This window comes from Streptomyces sp. NPDC002698 (genome assembly GCF_042888945.1).
GTDB lineage: Bacteria > Actinomycetota > Actinomycetes > Streptomycetales > Streptomycetaceae > Streptomyces.
In genome coordinates this window covers 48,581-66,332 of the sequence record NZ_JBIAQM010000011.1, presented here as the reverse complement: position 1 = coordinate 66,332, position 17,752 = coordinate 48,581, and the positions used below count along the sequence as shown (strand labels likewise).

The following is a 17,752-nucleotide window of genomic DNA, read 5'->3' as shown; positions in this document are numbered from 1 at the left end:
CAGACAGCGCCCACGACAAAGGCAACTGCCGCCCGGTGGACGGCAGTTGCCTTGTCGACAAAGACATTTCAGCGGGGGCGGGAAAGCCCGCCCGCACCGCTTCTGTCGCGTGCTTACTTCTCCTGCTGCTTGCGCCAGCGAATTCCGGCCTCCAGGAAGCCGTCGATCTCGCCGCCGAACACGGCCTCGGGGTTGCCGACTTCGAACTCCGTGCGCAGGTCCTTGACCATCTGGTACGGGTGCAGGACGTACGAACGCATCTGGTTTCCCCAGGAGTTGCCGCCGTCGCCCTTGAGGGCGTCCATCGCGGCCTGTTCCTCCTGCCGGCGCCGCTCCAGGAGCTTGGCCTGCAGAACGTTCATGGCCGAGGCCTTGTTCTGGATCTGCGACCGCTCGTTCTGGCACGAGACGACGATGCCGGTGGGAAGGTGGGTCAGGCGCACCGCGGAGTCGGTGGTGTTGACGCCCTGGCCGCCGGGGCCGGACGAGCGGTACACGTCGATCCGGAGCTCGGACTCGTCGATCTCGATGTGGTCGGTCTGCTCGACGACCGGCAGGATCTCGACACCGGCGAAGGAGGTCTGGCGGCGCCCCTGGTTGTCGAAGGGCGAGATGCGCACCAGGCGGTGCGTGCCCTGCTCCACGGAGAGCGTGCCGTACGCGTACGGCACGTGGACGGCGAAGGTGGTGGACTTGATGCCCGCCTCTTCCGCGTACGAGGTCTCGTAGAGCTCCGTCTTGTAGCCGTGGCGCTCGGCCCAGCGCAGGTACATGCGCTGGAGCTTCTCGGCGAAGTCGGAGGCGTCGACGCCGCCGGCCTCGGCACGGATGGTGACGACGGCCTCACGGGAGTCGTACTCGCCGGACAGGAGGGTACGGACCTCCATCTCGTCCAGCGCCTTCCTGACGGACACGAGCTCGGCGTCGGCCTCGGCGCGGGTGTCCGGGTCGTCCTCCTCCTCGGCCATCTCGAAGAGCACGCTCAGATCGTCGATACGCCCGCGGAGCGCCTCGGCCTTCCTGACCTCCGCCTGGAGGTGGCTCAGCTTGCTGGTGATCTTCTGCGCCTCGTCCGGGTCGTCCCACAGGGACGGCGCGGCCGCCTGCTCCTCGAGCACGGCGACATCTGCCCTCAGCTTGTCGAGGTCCAGGACGGCCTCGATCGACTCCATGGTCGAGGAGAGGGACTTGAGCTCTTCGGAAACATCGACGACTGCCACGCCTCCAGCGTAACGGTTACGGCAACCGGGCCTCGCCCCTCGCCCCCGATGGACCCCACCGGGCACCCGGCCCCCGCCCAAGCGAGTCTCGCCCCCTCCGCCCCTGCCCGTCCCGTAGCGGGGGCGCTGCCCCCGGACCCCCCGCTCCTCGATCGCCGGACGGGCTGATTCCCAGCCCGTCCGGCGATCGAGGACGAGGCCGTTCAGGCCGAAGCGGGGGGCTGGGGGCGGCAGCCCCCAGGTGCGGGACGGGCAGGGGCGGAGGGGGCGAAGAAGGCCTTTCCCGGGGTGCCGGCCGGGGTCAGGGTGAGGCCGGGGCCGAGTTCTTCGTGTCCTGGGGGGCCGCGTCGTCGTCGCCGGAGGTGGCGAGCCAGGTACCGACACCCACCGCGGCCACGAGCGCGACCGCCGCCACCCCCAGGGTGATCCGCCGCCGCCGGGCGGAGGCACGGTGCCGGGCGGAACCGGGACGGGGCGCGCCCGCGGCCCGGGGCGCGCGAGCCGTCCCCCGGGCCCCGCCGGCCAGCTCGTCGGGTGCCGGTACCCGCATCGAGGTGTGGGTGTCCCGGTTCGAGTCCGGCGCGGCCCCCGGCACGAGGGGCACGGCCCCGCGCCGCTCGCGCGCCGCGGCGGGCGCCGACGGCTCCGCGCTCTCCTCGTGCTCCTCGTCCCCGTCCGCGGAGTCCGCGTCCGGGGAGTCCACGTCCAGCGGCGGCATCCCGGCCAGCAGCGGGAGCTGCTCCCGCAGCCGCGCGCCCAGCTCGGAGGCCCGCAGCCGGGACGCGGGCGCCTTGGCCAGACACTGCACGAGCAGCTGCCAGAGCTCGTCCGGGATGCCCGGGAGCGGGACCACGGTCTCGGTGACATGGCGGCGCAGGACCGCGCCGGGGTGCCCGCCCCCGAAGGGCGTGAAGCCGGCGAGCAGCTCGTAGAGCACGGTCGCCAGCGCGTAGATGTCGACGGCGGCGCGTGGCGGCAGGCCCTCGACGATCTCGGGTGCGAGGTAGTCCGGCGTACCGATGATCTTCGTGACCCGGGTCCGGCGCGGCGAGTCGATGAGTTTGGCCACTCCGAAGTCGGTCAGGAGGGCCGGATGGGAGCCGCCGGGGCCGAGCGGGCCCTGCATGTCGAGCAGGACGTTCTCGGGCTTCACATCACGATGGACGACCCCGGCGGCGTGCGCGGCGGCGAGTCCGTCCGCCACGTCGGCGACGATCGCGACCGCGGCCTCCGGGGCGAGCCTGCGCTCCCGGTCGAGCCGGGTGCGCAGGTCGGTGCCCCGGACGAGGTCCATGACGAGGGCGAGGTCGTTGCCGTCCACCACCAGGTCGCGCACCGCCACCACGTGGGGGTGGTCGAGGCCGAGCAGCGCGGTGCGCTCCTGCACGAAGCGCCCCACCAGCTCCTGGTCGGACGCGAGGTCCTCGCGCAGCAGCTTGATGGCGACGGGTCCCTCGGGCCCCTCGCCCAGCCACACCGTGCCGGCGCTCCCCCGCCCCAGGATCTGGTGCGCGGTGTACCTGCTGCCGATCTTGCGTGCCAAGACTGCTCCTACAGACGCGTGTTGCCGCTTAAAGTACGCGCCCGCGGAGCCAACCTTCACGCCCGAGACCGAAATCACCCGTCAGATGTCGACAAGTCCCCAGAGTCGGCCGCCCGAGGGTGCCCGGATCAGTTGCCCGAGCCGCCCGAGGGGTCGTTCGAGCCGAGATCCCCGATCCAGTCGCTGATTTTGTCGTACCGGTAGGTCAGCTCGTCCCAGAAACCCCTGGTGGAGTGGATCCAGTCCTGGAGGGGGCTGAACTCCCAGATCAGCCAGCCGGCCACGAAGAAGATGACGATCGTGAACAGGCACCCCTTGAGGCAGCCGAGTCCCGGGATCTTCATCGGGTTGGCGCTGCCCTGGCGGGGCTCGCGCTGACGGGGGGCGGGCTGCTGCGGCCGCTGCGGCTCCGGCGCGTAGCGCTGCGGCTGGGGCTGCTGCTGGGGCGCGGGGGCGTAGCGCTGCGGCTGCTGGTGCTGCGGCGCGTACTGCTGCGGCTGCTGGCCCTGCTGCGGATAGCCGTATCCGGGCGGCGGCTGCTGGCCCTGCTGCGGACGCTGCCGCTGGGGCTGCTGGGGCTGCTGCGGCCGGGCGACCTGGCGCTGCGGGCGGCGGCGCAGCGGGTCCTCGTTCGGGTCGAGGTACTGGACCTGCGTCTGTTCGTTGCGGTCACGGGCCGCGCGCATCTGGTTCTGCCAGGGGTGCGGGTCGTCGCCCTGGCCGGGCTGTCCGCCCGGCTGGTTCTGGGGCACGGGCGGCAGCACGGCGGTCGGGTCGGCCGCGCCGGCGGTGTGCGGCAGCACGCTGGTGGCGCCGTACGGGTCGTAGGAGCCCGCTCCCTGCGGCAGCACCTGTGTGGCGTCGGCCGCGCCGGGGATGTCCGGGACGTGGGCCGGGGCCGGGTCGGGGGCGAGCAGGGCGCCCACGCCCTCGGCGGCGGTGATCTGCGCCGGTGAGGCGTGCACCCCGATGCCCGAGGCGACGGCACGCAGTCCGCGCGCGAGGTTCTCGGCGCTGGGCCGTTCGTCCGGGTTCTTGCGCAGGCAGCGCTCTATGACGGTCCACAGCGGGTCCGGGACGGTCGAGGGGCGGCGCGGTTCGGCGCTCAGGTGCTGGTGCAGCACTTCGAGGGCGGACCCGCCGGCGAACGGCGGGCGCCCGGTGACCAGCTCGTACATCAGGATGCCGGCGCCGTAGATGTCGACGGCGGACGTCTGGGGGCGTCCCTCGGCGGACTCCGGGGCGACATACGCGGGCGTGCCGACGAATTCGTGGGTCCGGGTGAGGCCGGGGGAATCGGCGAGCCGCGCGATGCCGAAGTCGGTCAGCATCGGGTGCATCTGGCCGGCGTCCTGCTTGAGCAGGACGTTCGCGGGCTTCAGGTCGCGGTGCACGACGCCGTCGGCGTGGCTGGCGGCGAGCGCGTCGGCGATCTGGGCGGTGAGCAGCGAGGCCGCGACGGGCGAGAACGGCCCGTTCTCGCGCAGGTAGCGGTGCAGGTCGGGGCCGTCGACCAGGTCCATGACGAGGGCGAGGAGATCGCCTTCGACGACGAGGTCGCGCACCCGCACGATGTTCGGGTGGGTCAGGCGCAGCAGCACCGACCGCTCGCGGAGGAACCGCATCACGATGTCGGCGTCGCTCGCGAGCTCTTCCTTCAGGACCTTGATCGCCACGGTCTCGCCGGGCTGCCCGGCGACGGCCGCCTCGGCGCCCGCGGTCTCCCGCTGGCGGGCTCGCCAGACCGTGCCTGTGGCGCCGCGCCCCAGCGGCTCCTCAAGGAGGTACTTGCTCCCTACCGGCCGCACGTCATGCGCTCCCTGTTGCTTGCTTGCCTGGTCCGTCCACCGTGATCACCGTGGTACAGGAGTTTCCGACCCACTCTAGTGCCGCCCTGCCCGGCGAAGGGCTGTCCCGCCCGTGTGCTTTCCCATAGGTCCCGTGCGTACCTGTGGTTCGCATAAGCGCTTACGTAGGCGCTCCCGTCCGCGTTCGACGGAAAGGCGACGGAAAGTGCTCGCATGCCTTTGACAGAAAGACGCTCGCTCCGGTCGCTTGGTTGCCGCGGCCGGGCGTGAGCGATCTCAAGCGGACATCGGGCGGGCACTGGTCAGGAACTTTTACGGGCAGAGCCGACCAATCAAGATCACTTACGGGTGGGGGGCGGGCGTGTTGTCGGCGGCAGGTGCGAGGATGCCTCCAGTTACTGGCCGACGTGCCCGTGCGCGGTGGGGGGATCTGCGGTGGGGGACCGCAGCACAGCCTCGTCCTCGTCGCGGACACCTGCGCGGAAGGGACCCCTGACGGCGATGCAGATCCGGCTGACCGTCGTAGACCCGCTGGGCCCGCCCTCGGAGCCGCGGGGGCGAGCCACGGCCTGCGATGTGCTGGTGACCGCGCCCGCCGGGACGGCGCTGGCAGCGGTCGCGTCGGGGCTGGCCGCGGCGGTCGGGGGAAGCGGGGGCGCCTCCCAGGGGGAACGGGGCCGTGAGTCCGGCGGGGGCCAGATCGTGCTCTACGCGGGTGCGGAGCGGCTCGACGCCCAGCGCTGCACGCTCGGCGAGCCGCCCCTGACCGACGGCGCCGTGCTCTGTCTGGGCGCGCCCGCCGAGCCGGGTCCCGACCTGGACGACGTCTCGGCCCAGCTCCATGTGGTCGCGGGGCCCGACGCCGGCGGGGTGCACCTGCTGCACGGAGGCCAGATCCGCATCGGCCGCTCCGCGGACGCCGACGTGCCCCTGGACGACCCCGACGTGTCCCGCCTGCACTGCGCGGTCACCGTCACTCCCGACGGCCGTGTCTCGGTCGTCGACATCGGCTCCACGAACGGCACGACGCTCGACGGCTCCCGCGTCGGCGGCCGCCCCGTCCCCTTCGCCGCGGGCGCGCTGCTGCGCGTCGGCGAGTCCGCCCTGCGGCTCTGCCCTCCGGGAGGCCCGGGCCCCGTGGAGACGGCTCCGGACGGCGAGGGCCATGTGAGGGTGCGGGCCGGGTCCGCCGGGGACGCTCCCTCCCGGGCCCGCGGGACCGACGGGCCCGGCGCTCCGGCCCCCTCCGGTTCCACCGCCCGGCGGGACACCGCCTCCGCGGCCGCGGGCGGCCTCCCCGCGGAGAGCTCACCGGGCGCCTCCCCCGCCGGATCGGGCGCGGACTCCCCGGCGCAGCCGGGTTCCCCGCAGAGCGCCCCGCAGCCGCGCGGTGCCGTGCCCCACGCGCGCGGGGAGAGCCCCTCCTTCGCCAGGGGGAACGTCATACCGCCCGTGGGCGAGACGCATCACGCCTACGGGACCGCCGAGTGGGGCGCCTCCGCCGGCGGCGTCCCCGGGGCGCTGGAGCACGGGCGGGCGGTGCCCCCCGCCGTGCCGGAGCAGGGCGGGGCACCCCGGATCGAGAGCGGGCCGCGGGGCTCGACGACGGAGGGCCGCGGGTCCGGCACCGGCGCGTCCCCGCGCGAGGCGGATCGCCCCGGCGCTCCCGGGGAGACGTCCGGCGAACGGACCGGGACGCGGGCCGCGCGCGGGGAGGCGTCCGGCGCGGGAACCGGAACCCGGGCCGCGCGCCCGGAGGCTTTCGGTGCCGGCGCCGCCGACGCGACCGGCACCCCCGGGGCGGGCGTCCCCGGCCCGCGCACGGGCACGCCGACGCCGGGCACGGACATCCCGCCGGGGGTGCGCAGGCGGGGCGGTATCGGCGCGTGGGCCCGGCGTCTGGCCGGCGGCCGCGGAGGACCGTCCCAGACCGCCCCGGAGGCGTACGAGGACGGAGCCGTCGCGGTGGAGGAGCTCCTCCCCGCCGTGCACCGCTCGCCCGAGAGCTGGCCCGACCCGGCGACCCTGCTGCTCACCGCGCTGGGCCCCGGCCCCCGGCTGTGGGAGCGGAGCCCCGGCCACCCCGAGGCACTGACGGTACGGCTGGGCACGGCCGACCGGGCCGCACCGGACGGCTCGGGCCTGCTGCCCGCGGTGCCGGTGACCGCCGGGCTGCGGGAGGCCGGCTCCCTGGGCCTGGCCGGACCGCGCGCGCGTCTGTCGGGGCTGGCCCGCGCGGTCGTCGCGCAGCTCGCCGCGCTGCACTCCCCCGACGTCCTGGAGATCGTCCTCGTCAGCACCGACCGGGCCCGCCCCGTGGAGGAGCGCACCGCCGAGTGGTCCTGGCTCGGCTGGCTCCCCCATCTGCGTCCCGCGCACGGCCAGGACTGCCGTCTGCTGCTCGCGTACGACCGCGAGCAGGCGGCGGCGCGCACGGACGAGCTCCTGCGCCGCCTGGAGGACCACCTGACGGAGGCGGAGGGCGCGCCCGGCGTCCGTGGTCCGCTGCCCGGGAGCGCCGGTGCCACGGTTCCGGCCGCCCGGTCCGCGACGCACGACGCCGACGCCGCTCGCGCCGGACACGTGGCCGCACCCGGCGAGAGCGGTGCGCGGGACACGGTACGAAGGCCGTCCTGGGCGCGGGCCGACGACGCGACCGGGGGGTACGACGGCCCGTACACGGTGGTGATCGTGGACGGGGACCCCGGGGGCGCCGATGTGCGGGAGGCCTTGACGCGCCTCGCGCACGACGGCCCGCGGGCCGGAATCCATCTGCTGTGCCTCGCCGAGACCGCCGCCGCCTCGCCCGCGTCACCGGTGAGCGAGACCTACGAAGCGGCGTGCGAGGCGTCTCCGGCGTTCCGCGAGTGCGGGGCGGTGGCCCTGCTGAGCGGGGACGTGGCCACGGCTCTGCGGCTGCTGCGGGTGGCACCGGGCGGCAGCGGCGAGCCCGCCCCGGAAGGGGCCCGGCACGACGGACCCGACGGCACCGGGCGGGGGTTCCCGGGAGCCGGGCACACCTCACCGGCGCACTCCGGTCCCCGGAACGACGGAGCCACCCACACGGGCGTCCCGCGCCCCGCGTCCGGACGGCACGACGGTCCGGGCGGGCGCGCCGGCGCCACCGCGTCCCGCACGGGCCGTACGCCCTCCGGCGCCGGTGGCCGGTTGCCGCGCGGCCCCCTGGGGCACGGCACCGTCGCCGCCGTGGACGCCGTGTCCCTCGCCTGGGCCGAGCGGTTCGCCCGGTCCCTCGCGCCGCTGCGGACGGACGGCGGGCTCGGGGACCGGCACACGCGCGTGTCGGCGCCCCTGCCCCAGACGGCCCGTCTGCTCGACGAGTTGGGTCTGGCGCGGGCCACCCCCGCCTCCCTGATGGCGCGTTGGGCGGACGCCGCGGACGACAGCGAGGCGTTCGGCGGACGGGCGCGGGCGGTGCTCGGCGCGGGCCCGCGCGGACCCGTCGCCGTCGACCTGCCCGTCGAGGGCCCGCATCTGCTCATCGAGGGCCCGCCGGGCAGCGGCCGTACGGAACTGCTGCGCTCGGTCGCCGCGTCCCTCGCCGCCGCCGAACGGCCCGACCGGCTCGGGATCGTCCTGATGGACGGCCGCGACGGAACCGCGGCCCATGGCGGCGCGGGCGGCGGCGAAGGCCTTCAGGTCTGCACCGACCTGCCGCACGTCACCACGCACCTGACGGCCAACGACCCCGTACGGATGCGGGAGTTCGCCCAGTCGCTGAGTGCCGAGCTGAAGCGGCGTTCCGAACTGCTGGGCCGCCTCGGCTTCGCGGAGTGGCATGCCGGGCGGACGGTCCCCGGCCGGATCGTGGCCCAGCGCTCGGGCGGCAGTTCGTCGGGCGGGACCTCGTCCCTGGGGGCCTCGGACCTCGACACCCCGTCCAGCTCGACCCTGCGGCTGCGCCCCGCCGCCGCCCGCCGGCAGACCGAGCCGGGGCCCGCGCTGGCCCGGCTGGTCGTGGTCGTCGACGACCTGGACGCCCTGCTGGCACCGCCGCTGGGGTCCCCGGGACGCCCGGCGGCCGGTTCGGTCGTACGGGCGCTGGAGGCCGTCGTCCGGGAGGGCGACCGGCTCGGGGTGCACCTCGTGGCGGCGTCCGGCGACGACGGCCGTACGGCGGCTTCGGAACTGGCGCGTTCCGCCGCGCTGCGCGTCATCCTCGACGCGCCGTCTCCCGGACCGGAGGAACCCGCCCCCGGGCGCGGCCGGCTGCTGCTCCCGGACGGCCGGGAGACCTCGTTCCAGGGCGGGCGGGTCACGGGCCGTATTCCCCGGACGGCGACGCTGCGCCCCACGGTCGTTCCCCTGGAGTGGCACCGCATGGGCGACCCGCCGGCCCGGCGCCCGGTCCGCGAGCTGGGCAACGGACCCACGGACCTGGCCCTGCTCGCCAGCGCCCTGGAGCGAGCCGCGCGTTCCGTCTCCGCCACCGAGGTGCCGTCGCTTCTGTAGCCCGCGCCCGAGGTGCTCCCGCCGCTCCGGCCCGCGCCCGCGGCACCCCCGGCCGCGCACGTCACGGGGGCGGCGCCGCTCCCGCCCGCGTGCGGCCGGGCGGCGCCGGCGTGCCCGGCGGTCCATGACGTGACATCACGACCCCGTCACGATCGCCCACTTGACACCACCGGCGGTCTTGCCGCCCCCGAGTGGGCAGGCGTAGACCGGAGTGATCGGGGCAGCAGCCGCTTTGACGTTCGACGAAGAACGAAGAACGGGGCAGTGATGCGCAGCATTCCTCAGATACGCAGGTCGCCCGATCGCTCCACCCGCCGCTCGCGCGGAGCCGCGCGGGCCGCCGCGGCCGCCGTCGTCGCGGGTGCGCTCACGCTGACGGCGTGCGGTGGCGGCGGCGATGACGACAAGGGGAGCGACGGCGGCAAGGCCACGGAGAGCGGCGGCGCGGGCTCCGTCTCCCTGCCCGAGCTCGACGGCGCCACCCTGGAGGTCGCCGCCGTCTGGACCGGGGCGGAACAGGCCAACTTCAAGAAGGTGCTGGCGGAGTTCGAGAAGCGCACCGGCGCGAAGGTCACCTTCGTACCGGCGCAGGACCCGATCATCAACTTCCTCGGTTCGAAGATCGCGGGCGGCGCGCCCCCGGACGTGGCGCTGCTCCCCCAGGTCGGCGCGGTGAAGCAGGCGGTCGACAAGGGGTGGGCGAAACCCGTCGGCCCGGACGCGCAGGCGCAGTTGACGAAGAACTACGCGCAGGGCTGGCAGGACCTCGGCAAGGTCGGCGGCAAGCAGTACGCCGTGTACTACAAGGCCGCCAACAAGTCCCTGGTCTGGTACAACACCAAGGTCTTCGAGAACGCGGGGGCCAAGGAGCCCACGACCTGGAAGGAGTTCCTGGCCACCGCGCACACGATCTACGACTCCGGCGTCACCCCGGTCTCGGTCGGCGGCGCCGACGGCTGGACGCTCACCGACTGGTTCGAGAACGTCTACCTCTCCCAGGCGGGGCCCGAGAAGTACGACCAGCTCGCCCGGCACGAGATCAAGTGGACGGATCCGTCCGTGAAGGACGCGCTGACCACGCTGGCCCAGTTGTGGGGCGACAAGAACCTCATCGCGGGCGGCCCGGACGGCGCGCTCCAGACGGAGTTCCCGGCCTCGGTCACCCAGACGTTCACCGGTGGCGACCAGCCCAAGGCGGGCATGGTCTTCGAGGGCGACTTCGTGGGCGTCAACATCGCGGAGACCAAGGCGAAGATCGGGACGGACGCGAAGGTGTTCCCGTTCCCGGCGGTCGGCGACAAGGCGCCGGTGGTCAGCGGCGGTGACGCGGCCGTCGTCCTGAAGGACTCCAAGGCGGCCCAGGCGCTGCTGACGTTCCTCGCCTCGCCGGACGCGGCGACCATCCAGGCCGAGCTGGGCGGCTACCTCTCCCCCAACAAGAACGTGGCCGGGTCGGCCTATCCGAACGCGGTCCAGCAGGCCATGGCCAAGGCGCTGATCGCGGCGGGCGACGACTTCCGCTTCGACATGTCCGACCAGGCCCCGCAGGCCTTCGGCGGCACGCCCGGCAAGGGCGAGTGGAAGGACCTGCAGGACTTCCTGAAGAACCCGAAGGACGTGGCGGGGGCGCAGGCGAAGCTCGAATCGGACGCCGCAGCGGCCTACAAGGGCTGATCCGGTCATGACGTCGGCGACGGCCGGGGGCACCGCACCGGTGCCCCCGGCCCGTACACGCAAGAGCGTGACCGGGACCCGCAGGACGGTGGCGGTGCTCTTCCTGCTGCCCGCCCTGGTGCTGCTCGGCGCGCTCGTGGTCTACCCGATCGGGTACTCGGTCGTGCGCAGCTTCTACGACCAACAGGGCGACTCCTTCGCCGGGTTCGACAACTACAAGGCGCTGTTCACCGACGACGGCATCCGCACCGCGCTCAAGAACAACGTCGTCTGGGTGGTGTTCGCCCCGACGGTCGCGACCGCGCTGGGGCTGGTCTTCGCGGTGCTCACCGAACGGGTGCGCTGGGGAACGGCGTTCAAGCTGGTCGTCTTCATGCCGATGGCGATCTCGATGCTCGCCGCCGGCATCATCTTCCGGCTGGTGTACGACCAGGACCCGGACAAGGGCGTCGCGAACGCGGTGTGGGTGGGGGTGCACGACACCTTCGCCCCGGCGTCGGCGTTCCCGAAGGCCCACCCCGGCCGGGAGTCGCCGCTCACGGCCGAGAAGGGCGGGTTCGTCACCCGGGACGCCGTGCACGCCGGACAGTCCGTCGCCCTGCCGCTGGTGGGCGTCGCCCCGGACCGGATGCCGGACGGCGCGAAGAAGGCGGTGCGGGCGGCCGCGGACCCGGGCAGGGTCACCGGCACGGCCTGGCAGGACTTCACCCGCGGGAAGGGCGTCGGCAGGCTCGGCCAGGTCGATCCGAGCGAGCTGGGCTACTCCGGGATGAGGATCGAGGCGGTCAAGGACGGCGAGGTCGTCGACTCGGCGAAGGTGGGCGCCGACGGCACGTTCTCGCTCTCGGGCAAGGCGGACGGAGCCCGGCTGCGGCTTCCGGCGGGCAACTTCGCGGAGCCGTACAACGGGGTCGACTGGCTGGGCCCGTCCCTGGTCACCCCGGCCATCATCGGCTCGTACGTCTGGATGTGGGCGGGCTTCGCGATGGTGCTGATCGCCGCGGGTCTGGCGGGCGTGCCGCGTGAACTCCTGGAGGCCGCGCGGGTCGACGGGGCGAACGAGTGGCAGGTGTTCCGCCGGGTCACCGTGCCGCTCCTCGCACCGGTGCTCGCGGTCGTCGCCGTGACCTTGATGATCAACGTGCTGAAGGTCTTCGACCTGGTGTTCATCATCGCGCCGGGCTCCTCCCAGGACGACGCGAACGTGCTGGCCCTGGAGCTGTACCGCAAGGGCTTCTCGGAGGGCAGGCCGGGCGTCGCGAGCGCCATCGCGGTGTTCCTGCTCCTGCTGGTGATCCCGGTGATGGCCTTCAACGTGCGCCGTCTCAGGCGGGAGGTGCGGCGATGAGCACGCATGCCGGAAGTCTCACGAAGACGGCGTCCGCACCCGCGGTGAACACGGCACGCCGGTCGCTCGGTTCACGGATCGCGAGCGGGGTGAGCGGTGGCGCGGTCCGCGTGTTCCTGCTGCTCGTCGGCCTGTTCTGGCTGGTGCCGACGATCGGGCTGCTGCTGTCCTCGCTGCGCAGCCCCGAGAACATGAGCGGCAGCGGCTGGTGGAAGGTGTTCACCGCGCCCTCGCAGCTCACCGTGGACAACTACCAGAAGCTGCTGGAGAACGGCGACATCACCGACTCGCTGCTCAACACGGTGCTGATCACGGTTCCGGCGACCGTGCTGGTCGTCGTGATCGGCTCGCTCGCGGGCTACGCCTTCGCGTGGATGGAGTTCCCCGGCCGCGACTGGTGGTTCCTCGGCGTGGTCGGCCTGCTGGTCGTTCCGGTGCAGGTGGCCCTGATCCCGATCGCCGAACTCTTCGGGAAGATAGGCGTCTTCGGGTCGGTGACCGGCGTGGTCCTCTTCCACGTCGGATACGGCCTGCCTTTCGCGGTGTTCCTGCTGCGGAACTTCTTCGCGGAGATCCCGAGGGAGCTCCTGGAGGCGGCCCGGCTGGACGGCGCGGGCGAACTGCGCCTGTTCGCACGGGTCGTGATGCCCCTCGGCGCCCCCGCGATCGCCTCGCTGGGGATCTTCCAGTTCCTGTGGGTGTGGAACGACATGCTGGTCGCGCTGGTGTTCTCCGACTCGGGGAGCCAGCCCATCACGGTCGCGCTCCAGACGCAGGTACGCCAGTTCGGCAACAACATCGACGTGCTGGCGCCGGGCGCGTTCATCTCGATGGTGATCCCGCTGGCCGTTTTCTTCGCGTTCCAGCGGCAGTTCGTCTCCGGAGTGATGGCGGGCGCGGTCAAGTAGGCAGGTCGTGGAGGTGTTTGAGGGGCGGGCCGGACACCGGCCCGCCCCTCGCCGTTCACTCCGCGTCCCCCGGATGCCACATCTGGCGTAACCAAGTCACCCCTTCGGCCGTTTCCGGGCAGGTATGCCCACGCCGACCCATGGATGTCCCGTGCCCAGGTTCAGTGTCATCGTCCCCGTGTACAAGGTTCAGGCGTACCTGCACGAGTGCCTCGAATCCGTGCTCGGACAGTCCTGCCCGGACCTCGAACTCATCGCGGTCGACGACTGTTCACCCGACGCCTGCGGGGCGATCATCGACGAGTTCGCGGCCCGCGACGCCCGGGTGCTCGCCGTGCACCTCCCCGAGAACGTGGGGCTCGGGCTCGCCCGCAACGCCGGTCTCGAACGCGCCACCGGTGACTACCTGATCTTCCTGGACAGCGACGACACACTCACCCCGGACGCGCTGCGGGCCGTCGCCGACCGGCTGGGGGAGACCGGCGACCCGGACGTCCTGGTCTACGACTACGCGCGTACGTATTGGTCGGGCGAGGTGGTGCGCAACCAGGTCTCGGCGCAGCTCACCGAGGAGGGCCCGGCGCCCTTCCGGCTGGAGGAGCGGCCCGGACTGCTGCGGCTGCTGATGGTCGTGTGGAACAAGGCGTACCGCCGGGAGTTCGTCGAGCGGGCGGGCCTCCGGTTCCCGCCCGGCTACTACGAGGACACGCCCTGGACGTATCCGGCGCTGATGTCCGCCGAGACGATCGCGACCCTCGACCGGGTCTGTGTGCACTACCGCCAGCGGCGCCACGGCAGCATCCTCGGCACCATCAGCCGCAAGCACTTCGACGTCTTCGAGCAGTACGACCGGGTCTTCGCGCACGTCGCCGCGCACCCGGAGCTGAACCGGTGGCGTCCGGTGCTGTTCCGGCGCATGATCGACCACTTCGCCACGGTGTTCGTGAAGCGGGGCCGGCTGCCGCGCGCCGCGCGGGCCGAGTTCCTGCGCAGGGCCCGTGCGCACTACCGCCGTTACCGCGTCCCGGGCGCGCCGGCCGACCCGCGCACCCGGCTGCGCCACGTGCTGGTCGGCCTCGGCACGCATCGCACGTACCGGCTGCTCTCCTTCCTGTCGCGGATCCGCAGGAGAGCCGTGCGGCCGGCCGCCGGGCTGCGGCGCGCGGTGCGCGGCGCCGCGCTCCGGTTCCACTACCGCGTGCAGCTCCGTCTCCCGCTGCGCGCCGACCGTGCCGTCTTCTCCAGCCACCGGGGCCGGGGCCACGGCTGCAACCCGGGGGCCCTGGAGTCCGCGTTCCGCAGCTTCGCCCCGCACATCCGCACCGCGTGGATCGCGCACGACGAACACCACCACACGATCCCGGACCCGACGGACCGGCTGCGTCCCGGCACCGCGGGGTACTGGACGGCGCTCGCCCGCTCCAAGTACCTGGTGAACAACGTCGGCTTCGACCGGCGGCTGGTCAAGCGGCCCGGCCAGATCATGATCCAGACGCAGCACGGGACACCGCTGAAGCGGATGGGGCTCGACCTCCAGGACCGCCCGGCCGCCGCGCGCGACACCGACTTCGCCGAGCTGCTGCGCGATGCCGACAAATGGGACTACTGCCTGTCCGCCAACCGCCACTCCACGCTGGTCTGGGAACGCGTCTTCCCCTCCTCGTACACGACGCTGGAGTACGGGCTGCCCCGCAACGACGTGTTCCAGCACGCGACACCGGCGGACGTGGACCGGCTGCGCGCGTCGCTCGGCATCCCCGCGGGCACGGTCGCCGTGCTGTACGCGCCGACCTACCGGGACTACCGGCGCACCCAGCCGCGCACCCTGGACCTGGAGCGTGTGCTGCGCCGGCTGGGCCCGCGCTTCGTCGTGCTGACCCGCGCCCATCACCTCCACGGGGCGCCGATCGCCGGGACGGCGGGCGGCCGGGTCATCGACGTGTCCGGACATCCGAGCGTCGAGTCGCTGTGCCTCGCCTCGGACGTGCTGGTCACCGACTACTCGTCCCTGATGTTCGACTACGCGGTGCTCGACCGGCCGATCGTCGTCCTCGCGGACGACTGGGAGGCCTACGAGGCGTCCCGCGGCACCTATTTCGACCTGCGGGCCTTCCCTCCGGGCGCCCTCGCGCACGGCGAGGACGAGCTGATCGACGTGTTCGCGACCGGGCAGTGGCGCGACGCCGGTTCGGCACGGCTGCGGGCCGCGTTCCGCGAGCGGTTCTGCCCGTACGACGACGGGCGGGCCGCCGAACGGGTCGTACGGCACGTGGTGCTCGGCGAGAGCGCCGGGCTGCCCCCGTTCGTCCCCCTCACCGAACGCCGCCCGGTCCCTCCGGCCGGGACGGCCCCGGCGCGCGTCCCGGGCACCGGCAGGCCACTCGCGGGTGTCCCGGACCCCAGCCCGTCGCCCGCGAGCGTCCCGGACCCCGATCAGCCGCTCGGGGGCGTCCCCGCTCCCGGGGGCGCCGTTCCGTTGACCGAGACCCTCTGAACCGGAGTCCGCGTGCCGTCCAGTCCCTCGCGGCCCACGCCCACCCGGCCCTCCACCTGGCGGCCGGCCGGGCGCCCCGGGCGATGAATCCCCCGTTCGGCGCCCCTTGAGAGAAAGAGCAGAATGCCCCGCTTCAGCGTCATCGTGCCCACCTTCGAAGTCGCCGGGCACCTGGCCCGCGCGCTGGACTCGGTCCTGGCCCAGTCCTTCGGCGGCTTCGAGCTGATCCCGGTCTGCGACGGGCCGGACTCCCCGGCCGCGGCGGTCGCCGCCGCGTACGCGGCCCGGGACTCCCGGGTGGTCCCGGTCCATTCGCCGCCGTCGGACGGACTGAGCGCGGCACGCAACGCCGGGATCGCGGCGGCGAGGGGCACCTACCTGCTCTTCCTCGACGGGGACGACGAGCTGGCGCCGGGCGCGCTGGACGCCCTGGACACGAAGCTCTCGGCCGACGTGGACGTCCTGTACTTCGGGCATCAGCGGGTGCACTGGTGGGAGGGCGAGCCGAGCACACCCCCGCTCGACAAGGCCCCGGAGGTGCTGGGCGTGCACGTTCCGGCGTGGAGCGCCGCGTACCGCCGCGACTTCGTCGCCGAGCACGAACTGGCCTTTCCGGAAGGGCACTTCACGGACGCGGGCTGGGGCGGCCTGGTGACGGTGACGGCCGAGCGGACGGCGGTGCTGCGCACGGTCTGCGTACGGCACCGTATGCGCCGCCAGGGAAGCCGGCTCAACGCGCCGGGCGAGCACCACTTCGACCTCCTCGACCAGGTCGAGCGGGTCCTCGACCTGGCCTCGCGGCGGACCCTGCCCGCGGCCCGGCCGAAGGCGCTGTTCGGCCAGCTCTTCTCGCTGGTCCTGAAGACGGCCGCGCACCCGGACCGGGTGCCCGCGGGGCGCCGCCGGGCCTTCTTCCGCCGGGCGGGCAGGCTCTACCGGCGGCACCGTCCGGCCGGGTTCCGGGCTCCGGCGGGCAGTCTCGGTGTGCAGCACCGGCTGCTCGCGGCGGGCGCGTACAGCGCGTTCCGGGCGCTGCGCGGCACGAACCGGGCCGTCTCCGGGATCCTCCGGCGGGTGCCCCGCGGGAGGACCCTGCGTACCCGCGCGCGCTACGCCCTCCAGCTCCGTCGTCCCCTCGACGAGAACCTCGCGGTGTACTGCGCCTACTGGGGCCGGGGTTACGCCTGCAATCCGGCGGCGATCCACGCCAAGGCCCGCGAACTCGCCCCGCACATCCGCTCGGTGTTCCTGGTCGAGCCGGAGGCCGTGGACGCGCTGCCGAAGGACGTCGAGCACGCGGTGATCGGCAGCCGACGCGCCTGGGAGGTGCTGGCCCGCGCCAAGTACCTCGTCAACAACGCCAACTTCGCGGACGGTGTGGTCAAACGCCCCGGCAGCGTGCACCTCCAGACCCAGCACGGCACACCGCTGAAGAGGATGGGCGTCGACCAGTCGACCTTCCCGGTGGTGGCCGCCGCGACCGGCAGCTTCACCAGACTGCTGGCCCGGGTGGACCGCTGGGACTACAACCTCTCCTCCAACCGGCACTCCACCCAGATGTGGGAACGGGCCTTCCCGGGCGGCTACGAGGCCCTGGAGTACGGCTATCCGCGCAACGACGTCTACTGCACGGCGAGTGCCGAGGACGTGGCCCGGGTCCGCGAACGGCTCGGGGTGCCCGAGGGCAGGACGGCGCTGCTGTACGCGCCCACCCACCGCGACCACAGCACCGGTTTCGAGTCCCGGCTCGACCTGGAGGCCTTCTGCGAGGCGATCGGCGAGCGGTTCGTCGTCCTGCTGCGCGCCCACTACTTCTACGACGAGGGCCGCGGGCGCGGCAGCGGACGGATCATCGACGTGACCGGGCACCGGTCCTCCGAGGACGTCTGCCTGGCCGCCGACGCGCTGATCACGGACTACTCGTCGATCATGTTCGACTACGCCAACCTCGACCGCCCGGTCGTCGTGTACGCGGACGACTGGGAGGTCTACCGGGAGACCCGGGGCGTCTATTTCGACGTGCTGGAGGAGCCGCCGGGCCGGGTGGCGCGCACCCCGGACGAGCTGGCCGCGCTGTTCGCCGACGGCTCCTGGGCGGATCCGGCGGCCGCCGCGCTGCGGGCCCGCTTCCGTGAGCGCTTCTGCCAGTTCGACGACGGCAGGGCCGCCGAGCGGGTCGTGCGCCGCGTGCTGCTGGGCGAGTCCCCCGAGACGATCCCGCCCGTCCTGCCGCTCGCCGAACGCGTCCCGGCTCCCGCCGCGTCCATCCTCGTAAGGAGCTGAC

General features: G+C 73.6%; 9 protein-coding genes. 6 read left to right on the top strand and 3 right to left on the bottom strand.

Annotation, left to right across the window (positions count from 1 at the left end; translation table 11 throughout):
* Window positions 1-113: 113 nt before the first annotated feature.
* From prfB to ACFYW9_RS17715, 3 genes are all read right to left on the bottom strand, one after another.
* Window positions 114-1,220: a peptide chain release factor 2 gene (gene prfB, locus ACFYW9_RS17725; RefSeq protein WP_389150746.1), complete on the bottom strand. Its 1,107-nt coding sequence runs from the start codon at window positions 1,218-1,220 to the stop codon at window positions 114-116.
* Between the two features lie 301 nt (window positions 1,221-1,521).
* Entirely contained in the window at window positions 1,522-2,763 is a 1,242-nt protein-coding gene (locus tag ACFYW9_RS17720; protein WP_351861974.1) for a serine/threonine-protein kinase, read from the bottom strand.
* Between the two features lie 128 nt (window positions 2,764-2,891).
* Window positions 2,892-4,571, bottom strand: coding sequence for a serine/threonine-protein kinase (locus ACFYW9_RS17715; protein ID WP_351861976.1), 1,680 nt, complete (start codon window positions 4,569-4,571; stop codon window positions 2,892-2,894).
* Between the two features lie 501 nt (window positions 4,572-5,072).
* Between ACFYW9_RS17715 and ACFYW9_RS17710 the strand changes: the two genes are divergently transcribed.
* The 6 genes from ACFYW9_RS17710 to ACFYW9_RS17685 all read left to right on the top strand — a co-directional run bounded on the left by ACFYW9_RS17710 (window position 5,073) and on the right by ACFYW9_RS17685 (window position 17,751).
* Window positions 5,073-9,044 carry an FHA domain-containing protein gene (locus tag ACFYW9_RS17710; RefSeq protein WP_389150741.1) on the top strand — a complete coding sequence of 1,324 codons (3,972 nt, stop codon included), beginning with the start codon at window positions 5,073-5,075 and terminating at the stop codon, window positions 9,042-9,044.
* A gap of 267 nt (window positions 9,045-9,311) precedes the next feature.
* Window positions 9,312-10,718 carry an ABC transporter substrate-binding protein gene (locus tag ACFYW9_RS17705; RefSeq protein ID WP_389150738.1) on the top strand — a complete coding sequence of 469 codons (1,407 nt, stop codon included), beginning with the start codon at window positions 9,312-9,314 and terminating at the stop codon, window positions 10,716-10,718.
* A gap of 7 nt (window positions 10,719-10,725) precedes the next feature.
* On the top strand, window positions 10,726-12,066 hold the full coding sequence (locus tag ACFYW9_RS17700; RefSeq protein WP_389150734.1) for a carbohydrate ABC transporter permease: 1,341 nt from the start codon (window positions 10,726-10,728) through the stop codon (window positions 12,064-12,066).
* Window positions 12,063-12,974, top strand: coding sequence for a carbohydrate ABC transporter permease (locus ACFYW9_RS17695; protein ID WP_351861985.1), 912 nt, complete (start codon window positions 12,063-12,065; stop codon window positions 12,972-12,974). Before ACFYW9_RS17700 ends, ACFYW9_RS17695 begins: the two co-directional genes overlap by 4 nt.
* 151 nt (window positions 12,975-13,125) lie before the next feature.
* Entirely contained in the window at window positions 13,126-15,468 is a 2,343-nt protein-coding gene (locus ACFYW9_RS17690; protein WP_389150730.1) for a CDP-glycerol glycerophosphotransferase family protein, read from the top strand.
* A gap of 123 nt (window positions 15,469-15,591) precedes the next feature.
* Window positions 15,592-17,751 carry a CDP-glycerol glycerophosphotransferase family protein gene (locus ACFYW9_RS17685; protein ID WP_389150727.1) on the top strand — a complete coding sequence of 720 codons (2,160 nt, stop codon included), beginning with the start codon at window positions 15,592-15,594 and terminating at the stop codon, window positions 17,749-17,751.
* Window position 17,752 lies beyond the last annotated feature (1 nt).

What these genes read in the sequence shown, in the direction of transcription:
- ACFYW9_RS17710 (WP_389150741.1), top strand. Translation starts at nt 5,073, where the DNA reads ATGCAGATCCGGCTGACCGTCGTAGACCCGCTGGGCCCGCCCTCGGAG.
- ACFYW9_RS17705 (WP_389150738.1), top strand. Translation starts at nt 9,312, where the DNA reads ATGCGCAGCATTCCTCAGATACGCAGGTCGCCCGATCGCTCCACCCGC.
- ACFYW9_RS17695 (WP_351861985.1), top strand. Translation starts at nt 12,063, where the DNA reads ATGAGCACGCATGCCGGAAGTCTCACGAAGACGGCGTCCGCACCCGCG.
- ACFYW9_RS17700 (WP_389150734.1), top strand. Translation starts at nt 10,726, where the DNA reads ATGACGTCGGCGACGGCCGGGGGCACCGCACCGGTGCCCCCGGCCCGT.
- ACFYW9_RS17685 (WP_389150727.1), top strand. Translation starts at nt 15,592, where the DNA reads ATGCCCCGCTTCAGCGTCATCGTGCCCACCTTCGAAGTCGCCGGGCAC.